30 protein-coding genes are annotated in these 26,373 nt (G+C 67.0%); 19 read left to right on the top strand and 11 right to left on the bottom strand.

Annotation, left to right across the window (positions count from 1 at the left end; all coding sequences use genetic code 11):
- Nucleotides 1-375 (top strand): YraN family protein (locus BOS5A_RS02260; RefSeq protein ID WP_234419162.1); only part of this gene is annotated, 375 nt, incomplete at its 5' end.
- 37 nt (nt 376-412) lie between these two features.
- On the opposite strand, the gene BOS5A_RS02255 is transcribed toward BOS5A_RS02260, so the two are convergent.
- On the bottom strand, nt 413-1,348 hold the full coding sequence (locus BOS5A_RS02255; protein WP_151953604.1) for a homocysteine S-methyltransferase family protein: 936 nt from the start codon (nt 1,346-1,348) through the stop codon (nt 413-415).
- Between the two features lie 273 nt (nt 1,349-1,621).
- Between BOS5A_RS02255 and BOS5A_RS02250 the strand changes: the two genes are divergently transcribed.
- From BOS5A_RS02250 to BOS5A_RS02225, 6 genes are all read left to right on the top strand, one after another.
- On the top strand, nt 1,622-2,446 hold the full coding sequence (locus BOS5A_RS02250; RefSeq protein ID WP_199857174.1) for a hypothetical protein: 825 nt from the start codon (nt 1,622-1,624) through the stop codon (nt 2,444-2,446).
- Between the two features lie 71 nt (nt 2,447-2,517).
- Entirely contained in the window at nt 2,518-3,492 is a 975-nt protein-coding gene (gshB, locus tag BOS5A_RS02245; RefSeq protein ID WP_151953602.1) for a glutathione synthase, read from the top strand.
- 41 nt (nt 3,493-3,533) lie between these two features.
- Nucleotides 3,534-4,145, top strand: coding sequence for a DedA family protein (locus tag BOS5A_RS02240; RefSeq protein WP_151953601.1), 612 nt, complete (start codon nt 3,534-3,536; stop codon nt 4,143-4,145).
- Between the two features lie 117 nt (nt 4,146-4,262).
- Nucleotides 4,263-4,733, top strand: coding sequence for a MucR family transcriptional regulator (locus BOS5A_RS02235; protein WP_151953600.1), 471 nt, complete (start codon nt 4,263-4,265; stop codon nt 4,731-4,733).
- An 87-nt stretch (nt 4,734-4,820) separates the two neighbouring features.
- A complete protein-coding gene (locus BOS5A_RS02230) occupies nt 4,821-5,681 on the top strand; it encodes a S1/P1 nuclease (RefSeq protein ID WP_151953599.1) in 861 nt (286 codons plus the stop codon).
- Nucleotides 5,682-5,746: 65 nt separating this feature from the next.
- Nucleotides 5,747-5,965 carry a hypothetical protein gene (locus tag BOS5A_RS02225; protein WP_151953598.1) on the top strand — a complete coding sequence of 73 codons (219 nt, stop codon included), beginning with the start codon at nt 5,747-5,749 and terminating at the stop codon, nt 5,963-5,965.
- Nucleotides 5,966-5,997: 32 nt separating this feature from the next.
- On the opposite strand, the gene BOS5A_RS02220 is transcribed toward BOS5A_RS02225, so the two are convergent.
- Complete coding sequence (locus BOS5A_RS02220) at nt 5,998-6,612, bottom strand: HAD-IA family hydrolase (protein WP_151953597.1); 615 nt, start codon at nt 6,610-6,612, stop codon at nt 5,998-6,000.
- Between the two features lie 13 nt (nt 6,613-6,625).
- Nucleotides 6,626-6,751, bottom strand: coding sequence for a type B 50S ribosomal protein L36 (gene ykgO, locus BOS5A_RS02215; protein ID WP_003046794.1), 126 nt, complete (start codon nt 6,749-6,751; stop codon nt 6,626-6,628).
- Nucleotides 6,752-6,897: 146 nt separating this feature from the next.
- Between ykgO and BOS5A_RS02210 the strand changes: the two genes are divergently transcribed.
- From BOS5A_RS02210 to BOS5A_RS02185, 6 genes are all read left to right on the top strand, one after another.
- Complete coding sequence (locus BOS5A_RS02210; RefSeq protein WP_151953596.1) at nt 6,898-7,527, top strand: hypothetical protein; 630 nt, start codon at nt 6,898-6,900, stop codon at nt 7,525-7,527.
- Nucleotides 7,524-8,654 (top strand): M14 family metallopeptidase, encoded by a 1,131-nt coding sequence (locus tag BOS5A_RS02205; RefSeq protein WP_151953595.1) that lies wholly within the window; start codon nt 7,524-7,526, stop codon nt 8,652-8,654. Before BOS5A_RS02210 ends, BOS5A_RS02205 begins: the two co-directional genes overlap by 4 nt.
- Nucleotides 8,651-9,109 (top strand): GNAT family N-acetyltransferase, encoded by a 459-nt coding sequence (locus tag BOS5A_RS02200; RefSeq protein ID WP_151953594.1) that lies wholly within the window; start codon nt 8,651-8,653, stop codon nt 9,107-9,109. Before BOS5A_RS02205 ends, BOS5A_RS02200 begins: the two co-directional genes overlap by 4 nt.
- 9 nt (nt 9,110-9,118) lie before the next feature.
- The gene (gpmA, locus tag BOS5A_RS02195; protein ID WP_151953593.1) at nt 9,119-9,805 is read left to right on the top strand and encodes a 2,3-diphosphoglycerate-dependent phosphoglycerate mutase; all 687 of its coding nucleotides are present in this window, start codon (nt 9,119-9,121) and stop codon (nt 9,803-9,805) included.
- A 163-nt stretch (nt 9,806-9,968) separates the two neighbouring features.
- Nucleotides 9,969-10,445: a 5-(carboxyamino)imidazole ribonucleotide mutase gene (gene purE, locus BOS5A_RS02190; protein WP_234419161.1), complete on the top strand. Its 477-nt coding sequence runs from the start codon at nt 9,969-9,971 to the stop codon at nt 10,443-10,445.
- On the top strand, nt 10,442-11,536 hold the full coding sequence (locus tag BOS5A_RS02185; protein ID WP_151953592.1) for a 5-(carboxyamino)imidazole ribonucleotide synthase: 1,095 nt from the start codon (nt 10,442-10,444) through the stop codon (nt 11,534-11,536). Before purE ends, BOS5A_RS02185 begins: the two co-directional genes overlap by 4 nt.
- A gap of 3 nt (nt 11,537-11,539) precedes the next feature.
- Here the strand turns inward: BOS5A_RS02185 and BOS5A_RS02180 are convergent, their stop codons facing one another.
- Complete coding sequence (locus BOS5A_RS02180) at nt 11,540-12,295, bottom strand: NUDIX hydrolase (protein ID WP_151953591.1); 756 nt, start codon at nt 12,293-12,295, stop codon at nt 11,540-11,542.
- A gap of 207 nt (nt 12,296-12,502) precedes the next feature.
- On the opposite strand from BOS5A_RS02180, the gene BOS5A_RS02175 reads away from it, so the two are divergent.
- Entirely contained in the window at nt 12,503-13,804 is a 1,302-nt protein-coding gene (locus BOS5A_RS02175) for a UDP-glucose dehydrogenase family protein (RefSeq protein WP_151953590.1), read from the top strand.
- On the top strand, nt 13,804-14,790 hold the full coding sequence (locus BOS5A_RS02170) for an SDR family NAD(P)-dependent oxidoreductase (protein WP_151953589.1): 987 nt from the start codon (nt 13,804-13,806) through the stop codon (nt 14,788-14,790). Before BOS5A_RS02175 ends, BOS5A_RS02170 begins: the two co-directional genes overlap by 1 nt.
- Before the next feature lie 31 nt (nt 14,791-14,821).
- Here BOS5A_RS02170 and BOS5A_RS02165 read toward each other — a convergent pair whose 3' ends face one another.
- The 4 genes from BOS5A_RS02165 to BOS5A_RS02150 all read right to left on the bottom strand — a co-directional run bounded on the left by BOS5A_RS02165 (nt 14,822) and on the right by BOS5A_RS02150 (nt 18,449).
- Nucleotides 14,822-15,211 (bottom strand): endonuclease domain-containing protein, encoded by a 390-nt coding sequence (locus BOS5A_RS02165; RefSeq protein WP_151953588.1) that lies wholly within the window; start codon nt 15,209-15,211, stop codon nt 14,822-14,824.
- A 192-nt stretch (nt 15,212-15,403) separates the two neighbouring features.
- Nucleotides 15,404-16,168 carry a GntR family transcriptional regulator gene (locus tag BOS5A_RS02160; RefSeq protein ID WP_151953587.1) on the bottom strand — a complete coding sequence of 255 codons (765 nt, stop codon included), beginning with the start codon at nt 16,166-16,168 and terminating at the stop codon, nt 15,404-15,406.
- Nucleotides 16,161-17,051: an N-acetylmuramic acid 6-phosphate etherase gene (locus BOS5A_RS02155; protein ID WP_151953586.1), complete on the bottom strand. Its 891-nt coding sequence runs from the start codon at nt 17,049-17,051 to the stop codon at nt 16,161-16,163. Before BOS5A_RS02155 ends, BOS5A_RS02160 begins: the two co-directional genes overlap by 8 nt.
- Nucleotides 17,052-17,075: 24 nt before the next feature.
- Nucleotides 17,076-18,449, bottom strand: coding sequence for an FAD-binding oxidoreductase (locus tag BOS5A_RS02150; RefSeq protein WP_199857173.1), 1,374 nt, complete (start codon nt 18,447-18,449; stop codon nt 17,076-17,078).
- A 160-nt stretch (nt 18,450-18,609) separates the two neighbouring features.
- Between BOS5A_RS02150 and BOS5A_RS02145 the strand changes: the two genes are divergently transcribed.
- Complete coding sequence (locus tag BOS5A_RS02145) at nt 18,610-19,563, top strand: SIS domain-containing protein (protein ID WP_234419160.1); 954 nt, start codon at nt 18,610-18,612, stop codon at nt 19,561-19,563.
- On the top strand, nt 19,560-20,747 hold the full coding sequence (gene nagA, locus BOS5A_RS02140; protein ID WP_151953585.1) for an N-acetylglucosamine-6-phosphate deacetylase: 1,188 nt from the start codon (nt 19,560-19,562) through the stop codon (nt 20,745-20,747). Before BOS5A_RS02145 ends, nagA begins: the two co-directional genes overlap by 4 nt.
- Here the strand turns inward: nagA and BOS5A_RS02135 are convergent.
- The 3 genes from BOS5A_RS02135 to BOS5A_RS02125 all read right to left on the bottom strand — a co-directional run bounded on the left by BOS5A_RS02135 (nt 20,714) and on the right by BOS5A_RS02125 (nt 24,552).
- Nucleotides 20,714-21,595, bottom strand: coding sequence for a BadF/BadG/BcrA/BcrD ATPase family protein (locus BOS5A_RS02135; protein WP_151953584.1), 882 nt, complete (start codon nt 21,593-21,595; stop codon nt 20,714-20,716). The genes nagA and BOS5A_RS02135 overlap by 34 nt on opposite strands.
- A gap of 132 nt (nt 21,596-21,727) precedes the next feature.
- Complete coding sequence (gene serA, locus BOS5A_RS02130) at nt 21,728-23,305, bottom strand: phosphoglycerate dehydrogenase (protein WP_151953583.1); 1,578 nt, start codon at nt 23,303-23,305, stop codon at nt 21,728-21,730.
- A gap of 89 nt (nt 23,306-23,394) precedes the next feature.
- Nucleotides 23,395-24,552 (bottom strand): phosphoserine transaminase, encoded by a 1,158-nt coding sequence (locus BOS5A_RS02125; RefSeq protein WP_151953582.1) that lies wholly within the window; start codon nt 24,550-24,552, stop codon nt 23,395-23,397.
- Between the two features lie 230 nt (nt 24,553-24,782).
- Between BOS5A_RS02125 and BOS5A_RS02120 the strand changes: the two genes are divergently transcribed.
- Together BOS5A_RS02120 and BOS5A_RS02115 are read left to right on the top strand one after the other, a co-directional pair.
- Entirely contained in the window at nt 24,783-25,409 is a 627-nt protein-coding gene (locus BOS5A_RS02120; RefSeq protein WP_234419159.1) for an extensin family protein, read from the top strand.
- A 32-nt stretch (nt 25,410-25,441) separates the two neighbouring features.
- Entirely contained in the window at nt 25,442-26,329 is an 888-nt protein-coding gene (locus BOS5A_RS02115) for an LOG family protein (protein ID WP_151953581.1), read from the top strand.
- The last annotated feature ends 44 nt before the right edge of the window (nt 26,330-26,373 follow it).

Genomic DNA, 26,373 nt, shown 5'->3' with positions numbered 1-26,373 from the left:
CCGAAAACCACCCCAAACCCCACCGACAAACGCCGCACCGCCGAAGCCGCCGGCCGCCGCGGCGAGCGCCTCGCGGCGTGGTGGTTGCGCCTCAAGGGCTGGCAGATCCTCGCCCGCCGCGTCCGCACCCCCGTCGGCGAAGTCGACCTGGTCGCCAAACGCGGCGCGCTCATCGCCTTTGTCGAAGTAAAAACCCGCGCGACCGCCGCCGAACTCGATTTCGCGATCGACGAACCCCGCCTCGCCCGCGTCGCCGCCGCCGCCGGCTATCTCGCGCCGCGCTACGCGACGGCCGGCGAGGACATCCGCATCGACGTCCTCCTCCTCGCCCCCGGCACGCGCCCGCGGCATATCGAGAATGCGTGGATGGGGTAGCGCCGTTCGCGATGCGAGCGCGCGGAGTGTCCGACAATCAGGAGTCCAGGCACGCCTCGGCGATTGCGGTGATGTGCCGCAAGTCCGTTCCGCAGCATCCGCCAAGCACCGTGATCCCCGGATGGCGGTGCCTGATATCCCGGTAAAGCGCCGCAAGCTCGGCCATGTCGCCGATATCGAGTTCGGTCATCGCATCGAGTTCGGCATGGCTGCAACGCGACGCGTTCGCCCGCATCCCGCGAATGCGCGACGTCCATTCCGCACCGTCATCAAGCGTTGCAGCAAAGTGGCTGGGGTGCGCGCAGTTGATCATGTAATAAGCAGGATAGCCGCTTAGCGCCTCATCGACAGCCGTTACCGCGTCGCCAAGGCTATCGCCGGTGGGCAGCCGACCATCCATCTCCACGGTAAAGCTGATTGCGACCGGAACCGCGAGCGTCCGCGCGGCCCGCGCGATGCCGATCGCTTCGGGAATGTTCGTCATGGTGATCCCGGTCAGCATGTCCGCGCCGGCGCTCGCCAGCACCTTCGACTGGTGCGCGTGGTAGCTTTCGGCGTCCTCCACCGACATGATTCTTCCGGGATCATAGCCATCTCCGCGCGGGCCGATGCAGCCGCTCACGATCATCGGCGCAACCGTTGATCCGTAAGCCTGACGCAGCCGGATCAACACGTCGATCGCGTCACGATTCAAGCCATCGAGCTCCGCCCCGGACATCCCGAGCGGGCCTGCCCAATCAGGACTTGCCCGCCACGTGGCGCTCTCCAGAATGAGCCCGCTCCCCATTCGCCTGGCCAGGTCCAGGAATCCGCAAAAATACGCCTCGAGCGCTTGCCGGCCCTCCGCGCTCCTGAGCAGGATGATCGACGCGAAATGCGGCAGATCGATCCCGCGATTGAAGATCATGTCGGTTTCGAGCCCGGCATCGGTCAGCAACGGCCGGTCAAATTGCGGAAGCGGCGCCAGGCTCATTCGTATTCCTCCCACGCAGCGCCATTCTACTATGAACGGCGGCCGGGAGCGAGCCAGGGTGCCACCGCGCCCGAACGCAACCTTTGGTCGGTATCGGCCGGCGCCTCAGCGACCACCCCACAAATGCCTCAATTCAAGGTGATCCGTGACAAACGTCGAATGAGGAGATGAGCGTTGCTGGCTGTTGCGTTGCATCTCGCGTCCATCGCCGCCTCACCGCCAGCCTGCGCCAATCTCTCGACGTATCGATCACCCAAGACTTCCGACACGGCGGTGCGCCACGTGTTTCAGAACGGCGAGCCGACCCCGATGCGGCTTCTGTGGCTGGACCCGCAGGGCAACAGGGTCGATTTAGGTGTCATCGCACCCGCCGGATATCGATCGATACAGACCTATGTCGGTCATGCCTTTGCGCTGATCGATCCCGCGGGACGCTGTGCGATGACCGTCCGTATCGACGACGTGCTCCATGGCACGTTCGTCGGCACCAGCCGATACCGGCCCGTCGAGGTTCGCCCCGGATGGCATGTCTTTGTGGATCAGGCGCTCGATCCCGCCACCCGTCCGGCGCGCGCCGCCTTCGCTACCCTCGCCGGAAAGCTCGCGAAGACAGAGGCCGCCCTGCCGCCGGCGTCCCTGGCGCAAGTGCGCTCGACCCCGATCTTCCTCCACGATCACGCCGGTCCCGGCAGCATGTTCCACTACGATGCGGGCTGGCTCATCGCGCATGGCCGGACGGTCGAGTTGGTCGACGCGATCGAAGTGTCCGATGCCGAAGTCTTCGTCGATACGGTCAAGACGCAACCCAGCGCCGTGCTGCACGAACTCGCCCATTCCTATCACGCACGCCTCTCGCAGCAGGATCGCGCCGACATTGTCGCCGCCTATAATCATGCCATCGCCAGCCGGCTGTATCTTGGAGTGAAGCGCAATGACGGTTCGATCGTCAATGCCTATGCCCGCCAGAATGCGCAGGAGTATTTCGCCGAATTGAGCGAAGCCTATTTCGGACGAAACGACTTCTTTCCGTTCACCCGCGCCGATCTCGCCCGCTATGATCCAGAAGGCGAGCGCCTGATCGCCCGCCTGTGGCGTTAGGGCTGTCGGGACCAGGCGCCAGCGCGCACACCCCCTTACCCCGCCCCGCTTCCGCCGCTAAGACCGCGCGCATGCCTTTGACCGTCGCCGTCCAGATGGACCCGCTCGCCTCGATCAACATTGCCGGCGACAGCTCGTTCGCGCTCATGCTTGTGGGCCAGGCGCGCGGGCACCGGATGTTTCATTATGCGGCCGAGGACCTGAACTGGTCGGACGGGCATCTCTGGACGAAAGCCACCCCCGTCACCGTCCGGCGCGTAGCGGGCGATCACTTCACCGCAAGCGAGTCCGTCCGCCTCGATCTGGGCGAAGACGCCGACGTGGTGCTGATGCGGCAGGACCCGCCCTTCGATCTCGGCTACATCACCGCGACGCACCTGCTCGAACGGATCACCGACCGCACGCTCGTCGTCAACGATCCGGCGAGCGTGCGCAACGCGCCCGAAAAGGTGTTCGTCCTCGATTATGCGCGCTTCATGCCGCCGACGCTCGTCACCCGCAGCCTCGACGAGGCGCGCGCATTCCTGAAAGTCCACGGCGCGATCGTCATCAAGCCGCTCCACGGCAATGGCGGCAAGGCGATCTTCCGCGTCGGGCCGGACGGCGAGAACCTTTCCGCGCTCATCGAAGTCTTCAACCACACCTGGCGCGAGCCGCACATGGTGCAGGCCTTCCTCCCCGCCGTCGCCAGGGGAGACAAGCGCATCGTGCTGGTCGACGGCGAGGTCGCGGGCGCGATCAACCGGCTGCCCGGCGAAGGCGAGTTCCGCTCCAACCTCGCCGTCGGCGGCGCGGCGGAGAAGACCGAACTCACGCCCCGCGAGCGCGAGATCTGCGACGCGCTCGGCCCCGAACTGAAACGCCGCGGCCTCCTCTTCGTCGGCATCGACGTGATCGGCGGCGAATGGCTGACCGAGATCAACGTCACCTCGCCCACCGGCATCGTCACGATCGAACGCTTCGACGGCACAGATGTCGCGGCGCTGATCTGGGATGCGATCGAGCGGCGCCACGCCGCGCTGGGTAGCGCGCGCGCGGGCGACTGACGGGAACCACGCGCCGCACCCGCGCGCTCAACCCCGACGCCATGACCGACATCATTCTCGATATGATCGCCTGGGGCGGCTATTTCGGCATCTTCCTGCTGATGGCGCTGGAGAATATCGTCCCGCCCATCCCGTCCGAAGTCATCATGGGGCTTGGCGGCATGGCGGTCGCGCGCGGCGACATGGCGATCGTGCCGCTGGTCCTGTGGGGAACGGCGGGGACGACGATCGGCAATTACTTCTGGTATTATATCGGCCGCAACATCGGCTACGCGCGCTTTCGCCCGTTTGTCGAACGCCACCAGCGCTGGCTGACCATGGACTGGCGCGATGTCGAGCGGCTCCACACCTTCTTCATGAAGCACGGCCAGTGGGTCGTGTTCGTATTCCGCTTCATGCCGACCTTCCGCACAATCATCTCGCTCCCCGCGGGTATGGTAAAGATGCCGTTATGGAAGTTTCTGGTGTGGACCTTCGCAGGATCGGTGATCTGGAACAGCATCCTTGCCTGGGCCGGATTGTTCTTCGGCTCGCGTTTCACGGTGCTCGATCGATATGTCGGCCCGGTTGCGGTCGGTCTGAGCGTTGTCATCATCGGCGCTTATCTTTGGCGCGTATTACGGTGGCAGCCACGCAGCGATCGCCATCAATAGAATTGGGATAAAACGCGCCGGATTGCGCAATTTGCGTGATCGATTGCTTTACGCCCGCGTCGAACGACGCCATAACCGCTCCGGTACCTCCCAGTAGAACAAAAGGAGCCTTCGATCGTGACCGATGAGACTATGACTATCGATGCCGTTGAACTTGCGACGGAATTGACGATCGCATGGCTGTCGAATCCCAACACCCGCGCGTCGGTCGAAGAGGTCCCCGCCTTTCTCGGCAAGATGCACGAAGCAGTCTCGGCGCTTGCCCAGCCGGCGACGACCGAAACCGCCGCCAGCGAACCGATGGAGGGCGCCGCCCCCGCGGTTTCGGTGCGCAAGTCGCTGGCATCGAAGGATCACATCATCTCGATGATCGACGGCAAGCCCTACAAGACGCTGCGCCGCCACCTTGCCGGCCACGGGCTTACCCCGGAACAGTATCGCGAGCGCTTCGGGCTGAAGACCGACTATCCGATGGTCGCGCAGTCCTATTCGGAAGCCCGCCGCGCGATGGCGAAGAAGATCGGGCTCGGCCGCAAGCCCGGCGCCAAGATGAAGCCGCGCGCGCGCAAGGACAGCGCCGACGCATAACGGTTCGATGCGGGGCGGCACCACGCCGGGGCCGCCCCGCCTCATTTGTCACCTGATTTCGCGAAGATGCTGGGCTAAGGCGCGCCTATGAGTCGCACCGTCCTAGCCGCAGCGCTTGCGGCCTCCGCCTTCATCGCAGCCCCCGCCCAGGCTTATTGGGAATATGGCCACCAGACGATCGCTCGCATCGCCGAGGCGAACGTCACTCCGCGCACCCGCGCCGCGATCCGCCGCCTGCTCGCGGAACAGGCGCTGCTCGCCACCCCCGAATGCCCCGCGCGGACGATGGCCGAGGCGAGCGTGTGGGCGGACTGCGTCAAGCCGCTGAAAGGCGCGGATGGCAAGCCGCGCTTCGGCTACGCCTATACCTGGCATTTTCAGGACGTGAACATCTGTCGCCCGTTCGACCTCGCGCCCGCGTGCAAGGACGGCAATTGCGTGTCCGCGCAGATCGAGCGCGATGTGAAGCTGCTCCGCGACAAGGCAACCCCGACAAAGGAGCGCGTCCAGGCGCTCGTCTTCCTCATCCACTTCGTCGGCGATCTCCACCAGCCGCTCCACGCGGGCGAGAAGGACGACAAGGGCGGCAACGACGTGAAGGCCGATTACGGCATCTACACGACCCCGCGGCTGAACCTGCACTCGGTCTGGGACGGCCTCCTCGCCGAACGCGCGATCACCACCGGCGGCAACATCGTCCACCGCTACCCCGCCGCGACCCGCGCGAAGATCGCCGCGGGCACCGTCACCGACTGGAGCCGCGAAAGCTGGCAAGTCGCCCACGACGTGGCCTACACCGACGCGCTGGGCGGCGATCCCTGCGCCCCGACGCCGGCGCGGGTGAAGCTGGACGAAGCGACGATCGCAAAGATGGTCCCCGCCGCACGGCTGGAGGTCCTACGTGGCGGATTGCGGCTCGCGAAGATGCTGGACAAGGCGTTGGGTTAAGCGCTTACAGTGCGCCAGTTCGCCGGCTAGTTGCAGGCATCCGAGACCGCGCTATCTTCCCAACCATGCAACGTATTTGGTTTCGCCGTTGGTTTGGGTTCGCTCTGCGGCCGGTTTCGGTCGAAGGCTGGGCGTTGGTTGCTATCCTGCTGCTGATCGAGGCCGCCCTTGGCTGGGTGTCGCTCAAAATGGCCGATGGCGTCGCGTGGTGGTTGATGGCAATCTTGTTCACCGCGACCTACGTGACGTTTTACTTCGCCGCGCTCGCTAAAACGGCTCGATGAACAAATGGCAGTTACTAACTACTCACAATTTGCTAGGCGAGCTGCACTAGCGCCAGCAATTCCGTCCGCAGGGTCTCCGCATCGTTAAACCGCAGCGCGATCATCCCCAAATCCGCCGCCGCCGCAACGTTCGCCGCATTGTCATCGACAAACACCGCCTCCTCCGCACGCAACCCGAACCGCTCCAGCGCCAGGCGGTAGATCGCGGGATCGGGCTTCACCAGCTTCTCGTCCCCCGAGACGACGATGTCGCGGAAGCGCGCGAACAGCGACGCGTATTTCGCGCGGAAGGCGGGGAAGAACTCGCCCGAAAAATTGGTGATCGCGAACAGCGGCACGCCCGCCTCGTCGAGTTCCGCGACGAGCGCCTCCATCCCCGGAATCAGCGCGCGGTTGGTCTCGTTGAAGCGCGGTCCCCAGGCCGCAATCAGGTCCGCATGCTGCGGATGCGCGGCGATCAGCTCCGCCGACGTCTCCGCGAACGGCCGCCCGGCGTCGTGCTGGAAATGCCATTCCTCGGTCACCACGTCGCGCACGAACGCGTCGAGCGCCCGATCGTCCCCGATCAGGCGCTCGTAAAGGAACCTGGGGTTCCAGTCGACGAGGACGCGGCCGATGTCGAAGACGACGGCCGTGACCGGCTTCACTTAACCCCGAGCCTTAACCCTGGCGAGCCTTGAAGCGGCGGTTCGTCTTGTTGATGACATAGGTGCGGCCACGGCGGCGGATCACGCGGTTGTCGCGGTGCCGGTCCTTGAGCGACTTGAGGCTGTTGCGGATCTTCATGGGGTTGATTCGCTTCTTGTTCGATTGATCTTGGAAAGGCGTGGCGCCTAGTCGCGACCTCCGCCATAGTCAAGTCGTCGGGCGCGTGAACCGCCGCGGCGACCGGGCGTTTTGTGCCGTAGCGTAAGACAAGGGAGTGGTCGATCATGGGTTCGGGGATTGGTTCGGAAATCGCACGGGGTGCGCTGCTGTTGGGCCTCGCCGCAGGGCTGTCCGCCTGCGCGACCGGCCCGTCGCGCTGGCCGGTGCAGGCGACGCGCTTCCATTATGACGCGATGACCGACCGCGGCACCGTGCAGGTCCAGCCGCTCGGCCCCGGCCCCGCGAGCATCGAGTTCAAGACCTATGCCGCCGCGGTGGAAAGCGAGATGCTGCGCCAGGGCTACACGCTTCCCGCCCCTGGCGCGCGCGCGCAATTCGTCGCGACCGTCGGCTTCACCCGCGCGCTGAAATCGCTCGGGCCGAAACGCTCGCCGATCTCGATCGGCATCGGCGGCGGCGGGTTTTCTGGCGGCGGCTATCGCGGCGGGACGAGCGTCGGCCTTGGTGGCGGCGTCAACTTCCCCGTTGGCGGCGGCGGGACGCGGCAGGGCATCCTGACCGAGCTTTCGGTCCGCATCCAGAAGGGCCCCGACGCGATCTGGGAAGGCCAGGCGCAATCGATGACCGATGCCGGCGCCCCCGATGCCGATCCGCAGGCGGTCGCGGGCCGCCTCGCCGCCGCGCTGTTCCAGGGCTTTCCCGGAGAATCGGGCCGCACTATCGAGGTGAAATGACCGAATCTCCTCTCGTTTCGCCCATAGCGATCACCTCCGCCTTCGACGGCGGCAACATCCTTGTCTCACAGGTCGAGGGCGACACCGTGTCGCTCGAGATCGTCAAGGACCGCCAGTCGGACTTCTACCAGTGGTTCTCCTTTCGCGTCGCCGGCGCGGGCGGACGGACGACGCGTTTCCGCATCACCAATGCGGGCGGCTCCGCCTATCCGGACGGCTGGCCGGGCTACAAGGTCCGCGCGTCGACCGATCGGGTGACGTGGCGGATGATCGAGACGTGCTACGCGGACGGCGTGCTGTCGTTCGACTGGCCGGGCGACGCGCAGATCGTCTGGTTCGCCTATTTCGCGCCCTACACGATGGAGATGCACGAGGCGCTCGTCGCGCGCTTCGCCAACACCCCCGGCTTCACCCATCGCGAGATCGGCCGCAGCCTCGACGGGCAGGCGATCGACTATTTCCGCGTCGGCACGGGCGACAAGCCGGTCTGGCTCTACGCCCGCCAACACCCCGGCGAATCGATGGCCGAATGGTGGATGGAGGGCGCACTGGAGTGGCTGGCGAGCGACGCCGCAAAGCCGCTGCTCGCCAAGGCGACGTTCCACATCGTGCCGAACATGAACCCGGATGGCACACGCCGCGGCCATCTTCGCACCAATGCGGTTGGCGTGAACCTCAACCGCGAATGGCATGAGCCGAGCGCCGAGCGCAGCCCCGAGGTGAAGAGCGTGCGCGACCTGATGGACGAAACCGGCGTGAAATTCGCGCTCGACGTCCACGGCGATGAGGCGATCCCGGCGAATTTCATCGCCGGCTTCGAAGGCATCCCGCGCTGGACCGACGCGCACGGCGAGAAATTCTACGATTACGGCCGGCGGCTTGCGGCACGCACGCCGGATTTCCAGACCGAGAAGGGCTACCCCAAGTCGCGGCCGGGTACGGCGAACCTGTCGATGTCGACCAACCAGCTTGCCGAGCGCTTCGGCGCGGTGTCGGTGACGCTGGAGATGCCGTTCAAGGATCACGATCCCAACCCCGACGCCGAATTCGGCTGGTCGGCCGATCGTTCCAAGACGCTGGCGCATGCCTGCCTCGAAACGCTCGCGGAGGTCATCGACACGCTGTGATCGCGATTCGCGAAGGCGGCCTCGGCGACGCGCGGGTCGAGGCGCTCCTCACCCTCCACCGCGACGAGGCGCGCGCGACAACCCCGATCTGCAACGCGCACTCGCTCGATTCGGCGGGGCTCGCGGCCCCCGGCGTCGTCTTCTTCTCCGCGTGGGACGGCGACGAGCTGCTCGGCATCGGCGCGCTGAAACGCGTCGAGGACGGGCATGCCGAGCTGAAATCGATGCGCACCGCGCCCGGTCATCTGCGCAAAGGTGTCGCCCGCGCGATGCTCGACCACCTCGTGGCCCGCGCAAAGGCCGATGGCTACACGCGCCTGAGCCTCGAAACCGGCACCGCTCCAATGTTCGCGCCCGCCAACGCGATGTATGAACGCTACGGATTTCGTGACTGCGACGCCTTTGGCGGCTATCCGGCCAGTCCGCACAATCGCTTCATGACGCTTTCGCTCTAGGGAGACCCGATGCCGACCCTCGTCCTCATCCGCCACGGCCAGTCTGCGTGGAACCTGGAAAACCGCTTCACCGGCTGGTGGGACGTCGACGTGACCGAAAAGGGCGCGGCCGAAGCGAAGGCCGCGGGCGAACTGATGGCCGCCAAGGGCCTCGACTTCGACATGACCTTCACGAGCTTGCAGACCCGCGCGATAAAGACGCTGAACCTTGCGCTCGAGGCGATGGGCCGCCTGTGGCTGCCGGTCGAGAAGGACTGGCGGCTGAACGAGCGGCATTATGGTGGCCTCACCGGACTCGACAAGGCGCAGACCGCCGCGAAGCACGGCGACGATCAGGTCCATATCTGGCGCCGCAGCTTCGACGTGCCCCCCCCGCCGATGGAACCGGGCAGCGAATATGATCTATCGAACGACCGCCGCTATGCCGGCATCGCGATCCCGCAGACCGAAAGCCTGAAGGACACGATCGCCCGCGTGCTTCCCTATTGGGACGCCCGCATCGCGCCGGCGCTCAAGGACGGCCAGCGCGTCCTCATTTCCGCCCACGGCAACTCGCTCCGCGCGCTGGTGAAGCATCTGTCGGGCATTTCGGACGACGCGATCACGAGCCTCGAAATCCCGACCGGCCAGCCGATCGTCTACGAACTCGACGTCGCGCTGAACGCGACCGACCGCTATTATCTGAGCGAGCGGTGATTTTCCTCCCCTCCCTGGAAGGGAGGGGCTTGTGGTGGGTCGGCCTGAGGGCAGCGGTGCGATTTCCACGAACCGACCCACCCCCGCCCCTCCCTTGCAGGGAGGGGAACACAGAAAAGTAACCCTCCTTGCCCTCACCCCCCACCCCCGCTAACCGCTTGCCATGACGCAGGTGGGCATCATCATGGGATCGACGTCCGATTGGGCGACGATGCATCACGCGGCCGATACGCTGGATGCGCTCGGCATCGCGCATGAGGCAAGGGTCGTCTCCGCGCACCGCACGCCGCAGCGGCTCTACGACTATGCGACCAGCGCCGCCGATCGCGGGCTGAAGGTCATCATCGCGGGCGCGGGCGGCGCGGCGCATCTGCCCGGCATGGCGGCAGCGATGACGCATCTGCCGGTGCTCGGTGTCCCCGTTCAATCCAAGGCGCTCGACGGGATGGATAGCCTGTTGTCGATCGTCCAGATGCCCGGCGGCATCCCCGTCGGCACTCTCGCGATCGGCAAGGCGGGTGCGATCAACGCCGCGCTCCTCGCCGCCGCCATCCTCGCGCTCTCCGACGAGGCGCTGTCCCAGCGCCTGCAGGCATGGCGCGCGGCGCAGACCGACAGCGTGGCGGTCGATCCCCAATGACGAACGGCGCGACGGTACTTCCCCCCGGCTCCACCATTGGCATCCTCGGCGGCGGCCAGCTCGGGCGAATGATCGCGGTCGCAGCGGCACAGCTCGGCTACCGCACCCACGTCCTCGCCCCCGACAGCGAGAGCGTGGCGGCGCAGACCGCTTCGTCGCTGACCCGCGCCGATTATCACAACCGCATCACACTCGCCGATTTCGCGAACGCGTGCGACGTCGTGACCTACGAGTTCGAGAATATCGCGGTCGATCCCATCGCGTGGCTCGCCGATCGCGTGCCCGTCCGTCCCGGCGCGAAGAGCCTTGCGGTCGCGCAGGACCGCGTGCGCGAGAAGCGCTTCGTGGAAGAGGTCGGCGGCACCACCGCGCGCTGGGCCGAGGTGACGAGCCGCGCCGACCTCGACACCGCGCTGACCCATGTCGGCATCCCGGCGATCCTGAAGACGACGCGGCTCGGCTATGACGGCAAGGGGCAGGTCCGCATCGACAGCCCCGCCGACGCCGACGCCGCGTGGAACGCCATCAACGGCCCCGCGATCCTCGAGGCGTTCGTCGATTTCAGCCACGAATTTTCGATCATCCTCGTGCGCGGGCAGGACGGCCGGATGGTCAGCTACCCCCCGCCCTGGAACGAGCATCGCAGCGCCATCCTCCACCGCTCCACCCTCCCCGCCCCGGCCGAGATCGCGGCGCACTGGGCGCAGGCCGCCGCCCTCACCGGCCGGATCGCCGATGCGCTGGGTCACGTCGGCGTGCTCACGTGCGAGTTTTTCGCGACCGCCGATGGCCCCGTGCTCAACGAGATGGCGCCGCGCGTCCACAATTCGGGGCACTGGACGATCGAGGGTGCGGCGACCTCGCAGTTCGAGAACCACGTCCGCGCGATCTGCGGCCTCCCGCTCGGTGATACCCACCTGACCGCACCGGGCGTCGAGATGGAAAACCTCATCGGCGACGACTGGCAGCGCTGGCCCGACCTCCTCGCCGAGCCGCACGCGCACCTGCACCTTTACGGCAAGCGCGAAGCACGGCCCGGGCGCAAGATGGGCCACGTCACCCGCCTGAAGCGCGCGAAGATCGAAGCTTAGGGCTTAACCGCGCATCGCGCTGTCGATCGGTTCCGACGTCACCGGATAGCCGATCCCCTCGGGAATACACAGATGCTGGCGCCCGCCGCGCTCCTCCGCCCACGGCGTCACCGTCGTCACCGGATTCCGCGCCGTATCCGCCACCGCCTCGGCAAAGCTCCCGAACTGCGCCAGCCGCTCCAGATTGCGCCGCGTGGGAAAGATGATCGCCATCTCGCCGCGGTCGCTCGCCTCGAGCACGTCGCGCGCCGTTGCCCACACGAGCCGGACGTTCTCGTTCGCGTCCACCGTCGGCGGCGGCGCGTCGGCGGGAAGCTGCGCGAGGTAGAAGCGCGTATCGAAGATCCGCATATGCGCATGCGCCGGCCGCCACCGCGCGAACGGCACGAGTTGCGCCGGGTCGAGCGCCGCACCCTGATCGGCCAGCGCCTCGCCCATCGTCGCGCCCGCATGAAGCGCCGCGCGCATCGCCGCGATACTCCCCGCATCGAGCGCCCCCGCAACGCCGATCGCCAAACCCGCTTCCTCGATGGTCTCGCGGATGGCGGCAATCCGGGCCGCCAGATCGTCATCGCCGCCCATCGCGGCCGCGAGCGCATGATCCCCGGGGTCGATCCGCCCGCCGGGGAACACCATCGCGCCGGCAGCGAACACCATCCTCGCCGCGCGCTCGACCATCAGCAGCTCCGGCGCGCTGCCCTCGCTCTCGCGAAAGATCACCGCGGTCGCGGCCGGGATGGCAGGGGGCATGTCCGTCATGCCCGAGGCTAGGCGCATCACGCACGCGCTGCCAAGCCCTGTGGGGGCAGACCGCAGGAGGTAATCCGATCGCGCGAAAGGATCGATTCCGCGCAAAACCGGCGGATTTTTGGACCGCGCGCTAGCCCGCCGCGCACGGCGCATCTAAGAGCCGGTCGACAGAGTTTCGATCCGCGTCCGGATCGCCGAATTGCAAAGAGGAAATCCATGCGCGTCACGATGATCGGTTCTGGCTATGTCGGGCTCGTCTCCGGCGCATGTTTTGCCGATTTCGGGCACGACGTGGTGTGCGTGGACAAGGACGAGAGCAAGATCGCCGCGCTGCTCGAAGGCCGCATCCCGATCTTCGAGCCGGGCCTCGACCAGCTCGTCGCCACCAACGTCAAGGCGGGCCGGCTCCGCTTCACCACCGATCTGGCGGAAGGCGTGAAGGATGCCGACGCGGTCTTCATCGCGGTCGGCACGCCGTCGCGCCGGGGGGACGGTCACGCCGACCTCAGCTATGTCTACGCCGCCGCCGAGGAGATCGCGCACGCGATTCGTCGCTTCACCGTCATCGTCGACAAGTCGACCGTTCCCGTCGGCACCGGCGACGAGGTGGAACGGATCATCCGCGACGCCAACCCGCAGGCCGAATTCGCGGTCGTCTCCAATCCCGAATTCCTGCGCGAAGGCGCCGCGATCGACGACTTCAAGCGCCCCGACCGCGTCGTCATCGGCGGCGACGACGCCCGCGCGCTCGAGGTCATGCGCCAGATCTACCGCCCGCTCGCGCTCGGCCGCTCGCCAATCATCGAGATGAGCCGCAAGGCCGCCGAGCTCACCAAATATGCCGGCAACGCCTTCCTCGCGACCAAGATCACCTTCATCAACGAGATCGCCGACCTGTGCGAAAAGGTCGGCGCGGACGTGCAGGACGTCGCGCGCGGCATCGGGCTCGACAACCGCATCGGCTCGAAGTTCCTCCACGCCGGACCCGGCTATGGCGGGTCGTGCTTCCCCAAGGACACGCTGGCGCTCCTGAAGACCGCGCAGGACAACGAAGCGCCGCAGCGCATCGTCGAGGCGGTCGTGGCAGTGAACGACAACCGCAAGCGCGCGATGGGCCGGAAGGTCATCGCCGCGATGGGCGGCGACGTGCGCGGCAAGACCGTCGCGGTGCTCGGCCTCACCTTCAAGCCCAACACCGACGACATGCGCGACAGCCCCGCGATCGCGGTGATCCAGACGCTGCAGGATGCCGGCGCCACGGTTCGCGCCTATGATCCGGAAGGAACCGAACAGGCGAAGAAGGTCCTCGACCATGTCGATTATTGCGACGGCCCCTATCAGGCGATGGAGGGCGCCGACGCGCTCGTCATCGTCACCGAATGGGACGCGTTCCGCGCGCTCGACCTTGCCCGCGTGAAGTCGCTGCTGAGCAGCCCCGTCCTCGTCGATCTGCGCAACATCTACCCGCGCGATGCGGTCGAGGGCGCTGGCTTCACCTACCACGCCGTCGGGCGCTGATGGCGGCGCGCGCGCCTATACTCGTCACCGGCGCGGCCGGCTTCATCGGCCACGCGACCGCGCACCGGCTGCTGGCGCGCGGCGAGCGAGTGATCGGCGTCGATAGCGTCAACGACTATTACGACCCGGCGCTGAAGGAAGCCCGGCTCGCCACCTTCGACGGCGTGGACGGGTTCGATTTCCACCGCGCCGACATCGCCGATGCTGAGACCATGGCGCGGCTGGTCGCCGACAACGGCATCACCCGCGTCGTCCACCTCGCGGCGCAGGCGGGCGTGCGCTACAGCATCGAAAACCCGTTCGCCTATGAACGCTCGAACCTCGCCGGGCATTTGTCGATCATGGAGGCGTGCCGCCACGCGCCCGGCTTCGAACATCTCGTCTATGCCTCGTCCAGCTCGGTTTACGGCGACAAGCCGGTAGGCGGCGCCGGCTTCACCGAGGACGAGCCCGCCGCCTCCCCCGTCTCGCTCTACGCCGCCACGAAGCGCGCGTGCGAGCTGATGAGCCAGGCCTATGCCGCGCTCTACGGCTTTCCGCAGACCGGGCTTCGCTTCTTCACCGTGTACGGCCCGTGGGGACGCCCCGACATGGCCTATTTCGGCTTCACGCAGAAAATCTTGCGCGGCGATCCGATCGAGGTGTTCGGCGAAGGCAAGATGGCGCGCGACTTCACCTATATCGACGACATCGTCGACGGCATCGTCGGCGCGCTCGATCATCCCCCCGCGCGAGGCCAGAACCGCGTCCTCAACATCGGCGACAGCCACCCCGTCGGCCTCATGGAAATGATCGAGACGCTGGAGACGGCGCTCGGCCGCAAGGCGGAAAAGATCATGCGCCCGATGCAGCCCGGCGACGTCACCGCAACCTATGCCGACGTGTCAAAACTCGCCGCGCTGACCGGCTACCAACCCAGGGTGATGCTGGCGGAGGGCCTGACCCGCTTCGCCGCATGGTATCGGGATTTCTACCGGGCGGCGTAACTAAGGGCATCGTCACCCCGGAATGGGACGCCTATTTGCTCCCCTCCCTGGAAGGGAGGGGCCGGGGGTGGGTTGGCCCGATGTCTTCTCCAACGGCAGCCAGTATCGCCTCCGCCACCCCATGGGGATTGGCGCGGACGTCGCTGTTCCAGAATCGTAGCACCGTCCAGCCCAAGTCGGTCAAGAAAGCCGTCCGAGCCCTGTCGTAATCTGCGGAGTTGAGATGCTGGCTTCCGTCGAGCTCGATTGCGACACGACGTGAACGACACGCTAGGTCCAAGATGTAGGGACCGACGGGAAGTTGTCGAGTAAAGCGGGGACGGTGGTGGCGCACGAGGTGCCAGATGGAGCGCTCCTCCGGCGTCGATTTGTTGCGAAGGTCCCGGGCATGGGACGTGATCTTGGGCGGCAGGCGGGGCATCGTGCGATGCTTGCGTATCGGTTCACCGAGAGCAACCCACCCCCGACCCCTCCCTTGTCAGGGAGGGGAGGAAAAAGACGAGGCCGTCTCTCTATCGTCCCTTCCCGAAAAGGGACAGCGCCCTTCTAACTCCCCTCCCTGACAAGGGAGGGGTCGGGGGTGGGTTGGCCAGCGGTCATCTACCACACCTCCTCACACCTCGAACCCCACCCCATCCTTCGCCTGCACCGTCGACCGCGACAGATCGGTGACAAAATCGAACCGGTCGCCCCGATAGGCCGACCGGGTGAATTCCACCGCACGGCCCTGCGCGTCGAAGGCCACGCGCTCGATACGCAGGATCGCCGCATTCTCCGCGATCGACAGGATGCCCGCCTCGGTCGGCGTCGCCAGGCACGCGCGGATTCGCTGCGTGCCAGAAACCGGCCGGGTGCCCGCCTCCGCCAGCGCCGCGTAGAGCGAATCGCCCAGCGTATCGAGATCGGGCAGCAGCGCCGCCGGCACCACCGCATGCTCGATCGCCAGCGGCTCGTCATTGGTCAGCCGCACCCGGCTCAGCCGCGCGACCGGTGTGTCCTCGGGCATGTGCAGTTCCATCGCCTCGGCATAGGTCGCGGTGCCGCGGCGGCGCATGATCCAGATGACCGACGGCCGCTCGCCCCGCGCGCACGCCTCGGCGGTAAAGCTGATGAGCGCGGCGCCGGCGTGGTCGATCCGCCGCGCGACGAACGTGCCCGATCCCTGCTTGCGATACAGGATGCCCTCCTGGATCAGCGCCTCGATCGCCTTGCGCACGGTGACGCGCGACATGCCCGACATCTCGGCCAGGTCGCGTTCGGACGGCAGCGCACCGCCGGCCGCGACCCCGCCGTCCGCGACATGCTCGCGCAGCGACCGCGCAAGCTGGAGGTAGAGCGGCGTATCGCTGCCCCCGCGCGCCGCAAGCGCCTCACGCATGGCGGTCCCCCGCCTCCAGCGCGGCGCGCAGATTGTTGTGGTGCCGCGCCAGCGCCGCGCGCGCCACATCCGCCTGCCAGCCCTTCGCCAGCAGCACCGCCAGCTTGATATCCTGATCCGCCGCGCTCAGCGCCGCATTGGCCGCCGCTTCCCCGACCTGCGCGGTCTGGCACACGATCGCGGTCGCGCGGTGGGCCAGCTTGTCGTTCGACACGCGCATGTTGACCATGAGCCCACGGTAGACGAGCCCGCAACGCAGCATCAGCGCGGTGGACAGCAGGTTCAGCACGACCTTCTGCGCCGTCCCCGCCTTCATCCGCGTCGATCCCGCGACCGGCTCGCTCCCTGTATCGGCGACGATCGCATGATCTGCCGCCGCGAGCAGCACGCTGTCCGGATTGTTCGCGACACCGATGGTCAATGCTCCCGCCCCGCGCGCCGCCTCGACCACCGCGACGGTGAACGGCGTGCGCCCGCTTGCCGCCACACCGATGACGATATCGTCCGCGCCGACGCCCTCCGCCACTACGCCCGCGCGCGCGGCGTCCGCATCGTCCTCCGCGCCTTCCGCGCTTTCGGCCAGCGCATCGGTGCCGCCGGCGAGCAGGAAGACCAGCCGGTCGCGCGGCCAGTTATAGGTGGGATACAGCTCAACCCCGTCCTGCACCGCGATCCGCCCCGATGTGCCCGCACCCGCGTAGACGAGCCTCCCGCCGCGCAGCAGACGGGGCGCGGCCGCATCGCACGCCGCGGCGATGGCGCCCGTCTGGCTCTTGATCGCGGCGACCGCGGCCAGTTGCCCCTCCAGCATCGCCTCGACCGCGAGCGCGGTCGGCCAGCGATCGAGATCGACGAAGCGGGGATCGACGGTTTCGGTGGACATGCGTTTCCTTGCGTCGCTGGCGGGTCAAAGAAAGATTTTGGACGGGTTCATCAGCCCCATCGGGTCGATCGCGCGTTTGATGTCGCGCATCACCGCGACCGCATCGGCGCCGTGCTCGCGCACCAAAGCCTCACGCTTGCCGATGCCGATGCCGTGCTCGCCCGTGCACGTGCCGCCGACCGACAGCGCGAAATCGATCATCGCGGCGTTGACCTTGGCGGCGCGCGCCCATGCATCGCGGTCGTCGGGGTGCAGCACGAAGAAGACGTGGAAGTTGCCGTCGCCGACATGCCCCAGGATCGGCGCGAGCAGCCCCGCCGCCGCGATCGCCGCCTGCGCACGCCCGATCGCTTCGGCCAGCTTCGAGATCGGCACGCAGATATCGCTGATCCACGTCACCGCGCCGGGCAGCATCGCGCGCGCCGCCGGCAGCGCCTGATGCCGCGCCCGCCACAACCGACGCTGCTCGTCCCGGTCGGTGCTGAGCGCGAGGGTGCCCCCGCCAAGCTCCTCGCCGATCGCAGCGAGCATCGCCCGCTGCTCGGCGACCGAAGCCGGGCTGCCGTGAAGCTCGACGAACAGCATCGGCTGCTCCGGCAGGTCCAGCCCGCCATGCGTATTGCACGCCCGGATCGCCGCCTCGTCGAGCAACTCGATCCGCGCGACGGGAATGCCCGCTTGCACCGCCGCGATCACGGTATCGACCGCCCCCGCCAGCGTCGTGAACGGCCATGTCCCCGACAGCACCGTCTCGGGAATGCCGTGGAGCCGAAGCGTCGCTTCGACGATCAGCCCCAGCGTCCCTTCGGACCCGGTGAACAGATGCGTCAGATCATAGCCCGCCGCCGATTTGCGCGCCCGCGTGCCGGTGCGGATCAGCCGCCCGTCGGGCAGCACGACCTGCAGCGCCAGCACGTTCTCCCGCATCGTGCCGTAACGCACCGCGTTCGTCCCGCTCGCCCGCGTCGCGATCATCCCGCCCAGCGTCGCATTGGCGCCGGGATCGATCGGGAAGAACAACCCCGTCGAGCGCAGGTCCTCGTTCAACTGCTCCCGCGTCACCCCCGGCTCGACCACGCACAGCAGATCGGCGTCCGCGATCTCCACGATGCGATTCATGCGAGACAGATCGACGCACAACGCCCCCGCCCCGACCGCTGCGTTGCCCTCCAGCGACGTCCCCACGCCCCACGGCACGATCGGGATCGCGGCGGCGTGCGCTGCGGCGACGATCCGCTGCACCTCGATGATCGTCAGCGGCTGGACGACGATGCCGGGCGCGTCGGCAGGGTGCGGCCCCTCGAGCGGGCGATACTGCGCGAGCGCACCCGGGGCGGTGATCCACCGGTCGCCGAAATCGGCGCCGATCGCGGCCGTCAACGATGCGAGTCCGTCCATGCCGCACATTTGACGCACTGGCGCGCAGCGCGCAACCAGTCTAATACCACTCGCAGTCCAATTATCAGGTTGATCAATGCCCGAAAGCCTCATGTTGAGCGAAGCACGCGAGGCTGCAGCGATCGCATCGCGCCAAATCGCGTCAAATCGCGACGAAATCATGCGCATTGTTGCGGCGTTGAAGGCGCTCGATCCGCCCTTCATCGCAACCCTCGCGCGCGGCAGTTCGGATCACGCCGCCAGCTTTGCAAAGGTCTTGTTCGAAACACGTCTAGGCCTTCCGGTCGTCAGCCACGCCCCTTCGACCGGCTCGCTCTACGGCGTCACATCCCCCAAATTCGCCCGCGTTCCCCTGCTTGCACTCTCGCAATCCGGCCGCAGCCCCGATCTTCTGACCGCCGCCGCCGACGCAAAGCGCGTCGGCGCCATCGTCGTCGCGATCGTCAACGACACCGCATCCCCGCTCGCAGCACTTGCCGATCACGTCATCCCGCTCGGCGCCGGCCCAGAACGCAGCGTCGCCGCGACGAAAAGCTTCATCGCGACCCTGACCGCACTCGCGCAGATCGCCGCAATTTGGGGCGGAGACGCGATTCTCGACCAGGCGCTGGACAGCGTCGGCGATGCGCTCGCGGCGTCGTTCGCGCTCGACTGGTCGGCCGCGCTCCCGGTCCTCTCCGATGCGCAGTCGCTGCTCGTCCTCGGCCGCGGGCTGACCCTGCCGATCGCGGGGGAAGCAGCGCTTAAACTGAAGGAAACCGCCGCGATCCATGCCGAAGCGTTCAGCATCGCCGAAGTCGCACACGGCCCGATGACGCTCATCAACGAAGGCGATCCCGTCTTCCTCTTCTGCCCAGAAGACGCCGCCCGCGAGGGCACAGCCGCGCGCATCCGTGCCTTTAAAGAGCGCGGCGCGTTCGTCATCGCCGCGGGCGACGCGGCGGACACCGAGGGCGCTGCGATCCGCCTGCCGATCGTCGCCCACGCCCATCCCGTCATCGGCGCGATCGGGCAGGTCGCGAGTTTCTACCGCCTGGCCGAAGGCGTCGCCCGCGCGCGCGGGCGCGACCCCGACCACCCTCCCTATCTTTCCAAGGTCACCAGCACCCTATGACGCTGACCGCTCTTTGCGGCGCGCAGGTGGTGACGCCCGCCGCTATCCTGCCCGGAACCGCGCTGCTGATCGATGGAGGACGGATCGCGGGGCTGTGTGCGTCCGACGCCTGCCCGCCAGATGCCCTGCGCATCGATCTGCACGGCGGTTTCCTGCTGCCCGGCTTCATCGACACGCAGGTCAATGGCGGTGGCGGCGTGCTGTTCAACGACGCGCCCGATGTCGATGGCTTGCGCACGATCATGGCCGCGCACCGGCGTTTCGGAACGACGGGGATGATGCCGACGCTCATCAGCGACGATCTGGCGGCGATCGAACGCGCGATCGATGCGGTCGACACGGCCATTGCCGCCGGCGTTCCGGGTATTCTCGGCATCCATATCGAAGGGCCGTTCCTCAACGCCGACAAGCGCGGCATCCACGATCCGGGCAAGTTCCGCCTGCTGGACGATGCCGCGATAGCGTTCCTGACCCGCCCCGGTCGCGGGGTGCGGCTGGTGACCCTCGCGCCCGAACTCGCTGCGCCGGGCACGATCCGCGCGCTTCGCGCCGCGGGCGTCGTGGTGGCTGCCGGGCACAGCATGGCCGGCTACGCGGCAACCCGCGAGGCGCTGGACGAGGGATTGTCGGGCTTCACCCACCTTTTCAACGCGATGACGCAGTTGGGCAGCCGCGAGCCGGGGATGGTCGGCGCCGCGCTGGAGGACCGCGCCAGCTTCTTCGGGCTCATCGTCGATGGCCATCACGTTGCACCAGCCAGCCTTCGCGTTGCGCTGGCCGCGCGCGGGCCGGGCGGTGCGATGCTCGTCACCGACGCGATGTCGCCGGTCGGCACCGACGCCACGCGCTTCACGCTCATGGGGCGCGAGATCACGGTGAAGGACGGCGTGTGCCAGTCTGCCGACGGCACGCTGGCTGGCTCCGCGCTCTCGATGGCACAGGCGGTGCGCAATGCCGTGGAGATGCTGGGCGTCGATCTCGTCACCGCATCAGCGATGGCGAGCGGCAATCCGGCGCGTTTCCTGAGAATTGCGGATCGCACCGGCACGCTCGCGCCCGGCCTCGCCGCCGATATCGTCCATCTGAACGACGCGATGGCGGTCACGCGGACCTGGATTGGCGGGGCGTTATCCGAAGGCGCTGAGGCCGGTCAGGCCGCGGCCGAAACCAGCCCCGCGCGGTAGCCGGCGAGATACAGCGCCCCGTCGAGTGGATCGCCGATCGCCGGCGTCAGCCGCGACACGGTGCGCGCGCGAAGCCACGGCAGCATCCGTTCCGACAGCCCGCCCGCGAGCGCGCAGCGAGGCGCCCCGCGTTCGAAGATCGTCTCGATGAAGCGCTCGATATGTTGCGCCGCGTCCTCGACGATCGATCGCGCGATCGCGTCGTTCGCCTCGGCGTAATCCATGACGACGGGCGCGAGCGCGGCATAGTCACGCGGCGTCGCCTGATCCATCCACGCGATCGCCCGAGCCGTTTCGTGTCCGAACCGCGCGGTGACCGCGCTGCTTAAGGGCGTCGGCTGCGTCCGCCCGTCGAGCGCCCGCAGCGCATGGCGCATCGCGCTCAGCCCCAGTGCCGCGCCGCTGCCTTCGTCGGAAATCGGAAAGCCGTAGCCACCGATGCTGAAATCCTTCCCCTCGAACCGCACCTGCGCGATGCTGCCGGTGCCGATGATGAGCGTCGCACCGTCCTGCCCGCCATGCGCGCCAAGGTTCGCGATCACCGCATCGGTTTCGTAGCGAATGGCGGCAAAGGGGAAATCGAGTTGTGTCAGCGCATCACGGACGCCCGGCCGCGATATCCCCGCAATCCCCATCCCGGCGCGGATCGTGGCAATTTGTGCGCCCTCGAGCCCTGCCGCATCGACCGCCTGCCCGATCGCGTCGCCCAGCGTCGCATAGAGCTTGTCCATCCCGATCCGCGCATTCGCGGGTCCGGTCTGACCTGTGCCGATGACCCCGCCCGCTGCGTCGATCAACCGACTGCGACAATGGCTACCGCCCGCGTCGATTCCGAGAAAATAAGCCATGCGCGCGTCTCCAGACATGCGCGCGATACCGAGGTTGGCCGTCGCCTGTCCATGACGCGGCTTTGCGACGCCCATGCCGGGACGGCATAGCCGGCCGCGGGAGACTTCATCCCCGCGGCCGGCGTCATACGATCAGAAGGCGAGGCCCATCGCGGTCTTCACGCCGGGCAGCGCCTTCACCTTGGTCAACAGGTCAGCGGTCACCGGCTCGTCGACCGACAGCAGCAGCACCGCCTCACCGCCTGCCGCTCTCCGTCCGAGATGGAAGGTGCCGATATTGACCCCCGCCTCGCCAAGCGTCGTGCCGAGCCGGCCGATGAACCCCGGCGCATCCTCGTTGACGACATACAGCATGTGCCCGACGAGATCGGCTTCGACCTTGATCCCGAACAACTCGACCAGGCGCGGCGCCGCATCGCCGAACAGCGTGCCCGCGACTGAGCGATCGCCGGCTTCGGTCTTCACCGTCACGCGGACGAGCGTGTGGTAATCGCCCTCGCGATCATGCCGCACCTCGCGCACGTCGAGGCCCCGTTCCTTGGCGAGGAACGGCGCGTTGACCATGTTCACCGTGTCCGAATGCACCCGCATCAGGCCGGCGAGCACGGCGCCCGTGATCGGCTTCTGGTTGAGGCTCGCCGCTGCGCCTTCCACCTCGACCGAAATCCCCGAGAGCGCACCGTGCGCGAGTTGGCCGACGAGTGAGCCGAGCTTTTCCGCAAGCGCCATGTAGGGTTTCAGCTTGGGCGCTTCCTCCGCCGACAGGCTCGGCATGTTGAGCGCGTTGGTAACCCCGCCGGAAACGAGGAAGTCGGCCATCTGCTCGGCGACCTGGATCGCGACGTTGACCTGTGCTTCGGTCGTCGATGCACCGAGATGCGGGGTGGAGACGAAGCCGGGCGTGCCGAACAGCGGCGATTCCTTCGCCGGCTCGGTCACGAAAACGTCAAGCGCGGCGCCCGCGATATGCCCCGAATCGAGTCCCGCCTTCAGCGCAGCCTCGTCGATCAGCCCGCCGCGCGCGCAGTTGATGATGCGCACGCCCTTCTTGGTCTTGGCGAGATTTTCCGCCGACAGGATGTTGCGGGTCTGGTCAGTGAGCGGCGTGTGGAGCGTGATGAAATCGGCGCGCGCGAGCAGCGTGTCGATGTCCACTTTCTCGACGCCCATCTCGACCGCGCGTTCGGGGGTAAGAAAGGGATCGAACGCGACGACCTTCATCTTGAGTCCGCGCGCCCGGTCGGCGACGATCGAGCCGATATTCCCCGCGCCGATCAGCCCCAGCGTCTTCGAGGTCAGCTCGACCCCCATGAAGCGGTTCTTCTCCCACTTCCCCGCCTGGGTGGACGCATCCGCCTCGGGCAATTGGCGGGCGAGCGCGAACATGAGTGCAATCGCGTGTTCCGCCGTGGTGATCGAGTTTCCGAAGGGCGTATTCATCACGACGACGCCCTGCGCGCTGGCCGCGGGGATATCGACATTGTCGACGCCAATCCCGGCACGACCGATGACCTTCAGATTGGTCGCGGCGCTCAGGATATCCTTGGTAACCTTGGTCGAGGAGCGGATGGCGAGGCCGTCATAGGCGCCGATGATCGTTTTCAGTTCGTCGGGCGTCTTGCCGGTGATCTCGTCCACCTCGACGCCGCGCTCGCGAAAAATCTGCGCGGCTTTCGGGTCCATTTTGTCACTGATGAGGACTTTGGGCATGTGGATGCCTTTCTTGAGAAGAAATGTATCCCCGCGACGGCGGGGATCCAGACTGGGCTCCCGCCTTCGCGGGAGCACAAATGACGTGGTCAGGCGGCTTTCGCCATCGCGTAGGACCAGTCGAGCCACGGACCGAGCGCTTCGATGTCAGCGGTATCGACAGTCGCGCCGCACCAGATGCGCAGGCCCGGCGGCGCGTCGCGGTAGCCGGCGATATCGAACGCGGCGCCCTCCTTCTCGAGCGCCGAGGCCATCGCCTTGATGAACGCCTCGTCCGCGCCCTCGACCGTCAGGCACACGCTTGTCTTCGACCGCGAGGCCAGGTCGGCGGCGAGGTGGCCGAGCCAGTCGCGCTCCGCGACGATCCGGTCGAGCGCCGCCGCATTGGCGTCGGACCGCGCGATCAGGCCGCGCGGACCCAGCGCCTTCGCCCATTCGAGGCTAAAGATCGCATCCTCGACCGCGAGCATCGACGGCGTGTTGATCGTCTCGCCCTTGAAGATGCCCTCGGTCAGCTTGCCTTTCGAGACGAGCCTAAAGACCTTGGGCAACGGCCAGGCGGGGGTGTAGCTTTCCAGCCGCTCGACCGCGCGCGGGCCAAGGATCAGGACGCCGTGTGCGCCCTCGCCGCCCAGCACCTTCTGCCAGGAAAAGGTCGCGACATCGATCTTCGCCCAGTCGATGTCGTAGGCAAACACCCCGGAGGTCGCGTCGGCGAATGACAGCCCCTCCCGGTCGTCGGGAATCCAGTCGGCGTCGGGCACGCGAACGCCCGAGGTCGTGCCGTTCCAGGTGAAGAGCACGTCGTTCGACCAGTCGACCGCGTGCAGATCGGGCAGCTGGCCGTAGTCGGCGCGGATCACATTGGGGTCGATCTTCAGCTGCTTGACCGCATCGGTCACCCAGCCCTCGCCGAAGCTTTCCCAGGCAAGCGTCGTCACCGGCCGCCCGCCCAGCATCGTCCACATCGCCATCTCGAATGCGCCGGTATCCGAACCGGGGACGATGCCGATGCGGTGCGTGTCGGGAAGCTGGAGCAGCTCGCGCATCAGGTCGATCGCGTATTGCAGCCGCGTCTTGCCGACCTTCGACCGGTGCGAGCGACCAAGCGATTCGGTGGCGAGCTTGTCAGGGGACCAGCCGGGCGGCTTCGCGCAGGGACCGGAAGAGAAAAAGGGGCGCGCCGGCCTTGTGGCAGGCTTTGCAACGGACGCAATGGCGGCGTCGGCAACGGTCGTATCAGTCATGTCAACTCTCCTCACAGAGAGCACGCGCGGCGTTGGGACCGCGTGGCCCGTCGACGGCGGTAGCGAGGCGGCGGATGGAGCGCAAGCGTCGTTTGTCCCGCTCCCCATTCCGTTTGCCCTGAGCCTGTCGAAGGGCTGCTTTCTTCTTCCGCCGAATTCAGGAAGAAGACAGGACGGTGCTTCGACAGGCTCAGCACGAACGGGGAAGTGCGTTGCGTATCATTGTTTCTGTGTTGGTCCTCGCGCTGCTCGCCGCCTACGGCCGCACCGAACGCCCCGCGCAACCCACGCCCTCCCGCCCACTCGTCGGCCCAAGCGTGCGAGAAACCGCGCAGTGCCTGGCCGACCTGCGCGAAATCGGCGTCGCCTACCGTGTTCTGCCCGACAAGGAGACAGGGCCGGGCTGCGGCCTTGTCGGCACGGCGCAGCTGGTCGAGATTGGCGTCCCGGTGAACAACCTCACCGCGGTGCGATGCGGCGAAGCGCGCGCCTTTGTCGGCTGGATCAGGAACGCGGTTGCTCCGGCGGCCTATCAGATCCTCGGCAGCGAGCTCGCCCGGGTCGATTCGATGGGCAGCTATGCGTGCCGCAATACCGTCGGCACCGCGGGGCCGGCGCGCCGATCGGGCCACGCGATCGCCAATGCGATCGACGTCGGCGGCTTCGTGCTGAAGGACGGACGACGGATCAGCGTCCTGACCGACTATCGGTCGGTCGATCCGCAGGTCGCCGCGTTCTGGCGCGCGATCCACACTTCTGCCTGCAAGCGCTTCGGCACGGTGCTCAGCCCTGACTACAACGCGGCGCACCAGAATCACCTCCACCTTGAGGACGACAGCGCGAATTTCTGCCGCTAGCGCGCGCGCGAACTTTGCTCTAACCCCCGCCGATGACCGAAACACGAGTACCAAGCCGCGTCTTCGCACGCGCAAAGCAGGACGCCGAGACCGCCAAGGGCGGCGTCTCCACGCCGCAGACCGAAAATTCCGCCTATCGGCTCGCCTTCCAGGACATGGACTTCCTGCTGCGCGAAGACCTGCGCCCGGTGCGCTTCCAGCTCGAACTGCTCAAACCGCAGCTCCTGATGGAAGAGGCGCATATCGGATCGACCTTCGTCTTCTACGGTTCGGCCCGCATCCCCGAGCCGGCCAAGGCACAAGCGATGCTCGACATGGCAACCGACGCTAAGGCGAAAAAGGTCGCCGAGAGCCTGGTCGCGAAGTCAAAATATTACGACATGGCGCGCGAACTCGCCCGCCTTTGCTCGAATTTCCCGCGGGACGAGGCCGGGCGGCGGCATTTCGTCGTGTGTTCGGGCGGCGGCCCGTCGATCATGGAAGCCGCGAACCGAGGCGCGACTGATGTGCATGCCGAATCGCTGGGACTCAATATCGTGCTCCCGCACGAACAGGCGCCGAATCCCTACGTCACCCCGTCGCTCAGCCTGCAGTTCCACTATTTCGCGCTGCGCAAGATGCACTTCCTGCTCCACGCCCGCGCGCTCGCCGCTTTCCCCGGCGGATTCGGGACGTTCGACGAGCTCTTCGAGCTGCTGACGCTGATCCAGACGGGCAAGATCGCGCCGATTCCGGTGCTGCTATTCGGCCGCGAATTCTGGGAGCGCGTCGTGAATTTCGATGCGCTGGTGGAAGAAGGCGTGGTGAGCGAGAAGGACCTCGGCATCTTCACCTTCGTGGAAACCGCGGCCGAAGGCTGGGCCGTCGTCCAGAAGTTCTATGAGAAAGCCGAAGGCGAACAGGGCGACATCGCTGCCTGAACAAGAAGGGCGCGTCATCCCGGCGACAGCTGGGATGACGCAAG

The organism is Sphingomonas sp. EC-HK361 (genome assembly GCF_902498785.1).
Taxonomy (GTDB): Bacteria; Pseudomonadota; Alphaproteobacteria; order Sphingomonadales; family Sphingomonadaceae; genus Sphingomonas.
This window is presented reverse-complemented; position numbering and strand designations above follow the sequence as displayed.

Coding starts and splice junctions, on each gene's coding strand:
- BOS5A_RS02160 (WP_151953587.1), bottom strand. CDS start 16,168: ATGCGTGAGGCGCTTGCGGCGCGCGGGGGCAGCGATACGCCGCTCTAC.
- BOS5A_RS02165 (WP_151953588.1), bottom strand. CDS start 15,211: ATGCCCCGCCTGCCGCCCAAGATCACGTCCCATGCCCGGGACCTTCGC.
- BOS5A_RS02155 (WP_151953586.1), bottom strand. CDS start 17,051: ATGTCCACCGAAACCGTCGATCCCCGCTTCGTCGATCTCGATCGCTGG.
- ykgO (WP_003046794.1), bottom strand. CDS start 6,751: ATGAAGATCCGCAACAGCCTCAAGTCGCTCAAGGACCGGCACCGCGAC.
- BOS5A_RS02180 (WP_151953591.1), bottom strand. CDS start 12,295: ATGACGGACATGCCCCCTGCCATCCCGGCCGCGACCGCGGTGATCTTT.
- BOS5A_RS02170 (WP_151953589.1), top strand. CDS start 13,804: ATGGCGGCGCGCGCGCCTATACTCGTCACCGGCGCGGCCGGCTTCATC.
- BOS5A_RS02210 (WP_151953596.1), top strand. CDS start 6,898: ATGGGTTCGGGGATTGGTTCGGAAATCGCACGGGGTGCGCTGCTGTTG.
- purE (WP_234419161.1), top strand. CDS start 9,969: ATGACGCAGGTGGGCATCATCATGGGATCGACGTCCGATTGGGCGACG.
- BOS5A_RS02240 (WP_151953601.1), top strand. CDS start 3,534: ATGACCGACATCATTCTCGATATGATCGCCTGGGGCGGCTATTTCGGC.
- BOS5A_RS02205 (WP_151953595.1), top strand. CDS start 7,524: ATGACCGAATCTCCTCTCGTTTCGCCCATAGCGATCACCTCCGCCTTC.
- BOS5A_RS02150 (WP_199857173.1), bottom strand. CDS start 18,449: ATGGACGGACTCGCATCGTTGACGGCCGCGATCGGCGCCGATTTCGGC.
- nagA (WP_151953585.1), top strand. CDS start 19,560: ATGACGCTGACCGCTCTTTGCGGCGCGCAGGTGGTGACGCCCGCCGCT.
- BOS5A_RS02135 (WP_151953584.1), bottom strand. CDS start 21,595: ATGGCTTATTTTCTCGGAATCGACGCGGGCGGTAGCCATTGTCGCAGT.
- BOS5A_RS02175 (WP_151953590.1), top strand. CDS start 12,503: ATGCGCGTCACGATGATCGGTTCTGGCTATGTCGGGCTCGTCTCCGGC.
- BOS5A_RS02230 (WP_151953599.1), top strand. CDS start 4,821: ATGAGTCGCACCGTCCTAGCCGCAGCGCTTGCGGCCTCCGCCTTCATC.
- BOS5A_RS02145 (WP_234419160.1), top strand. CDS start 18,610: ATGCGCATTGTTGCGGCGTTGAAGGCGCTCGATCCGCCCTTCATCGCA.
- gshB (WP_151953602.1), top strand. CDS start 2,518: ATGCCTTTGACCGTCGCCGTCCAGATGGACCCGCTCGCCTCGATCAAC.
- BOS5A_RS02185 (WP_151953592.1), top strand. CDS start 10,442: ATGACGAACGGCGCGACGGTACTTCCCCCCGGCTCCACCATTGGCATC.
- BOS5A_RS02225 (WP_151953598.1), top strand. CDS start 5,747: ATGCAACGTATTTGGTTTCGCCGTTGGTTTGGGTTCGCTCTGCGGCCG.
- serA (WP_151953583.1), bottom strand. CDS start 23,305: ATGCCCAAAGTCCTCATCAGTGACAAAATGGACCCGAAAGCCGCGCAG.
- BOS5A_RS02255 (WP_151953604.1), bottom strand. CDS start 1,348: ATGAGCCTGGCGCCGCTTCCGCAATTTGACCGGCCGTTGCTGACCGAT.
- BOS5A_RS02115 (WP_151953581.1), top strand. CDS start 25,442: ATGACCGAAACACGAGTACCAAGCCGCGTCTTCGCACGCGCAAAGCAG.
- BOS5A_RS02125 (WP_151953582.1), bottom strand. CDS start 24,552: ATGACTGATACGACCGTTGCCGACGCCGCCATTGCGTCCGTTGCAAAG.
- gpmA (WP_151953593.1), top strand. CDS start 9,119: ATGCCGACCCTCGTCCTCATCCGCCACGGCCAGTCTGCGTGGAACCTG.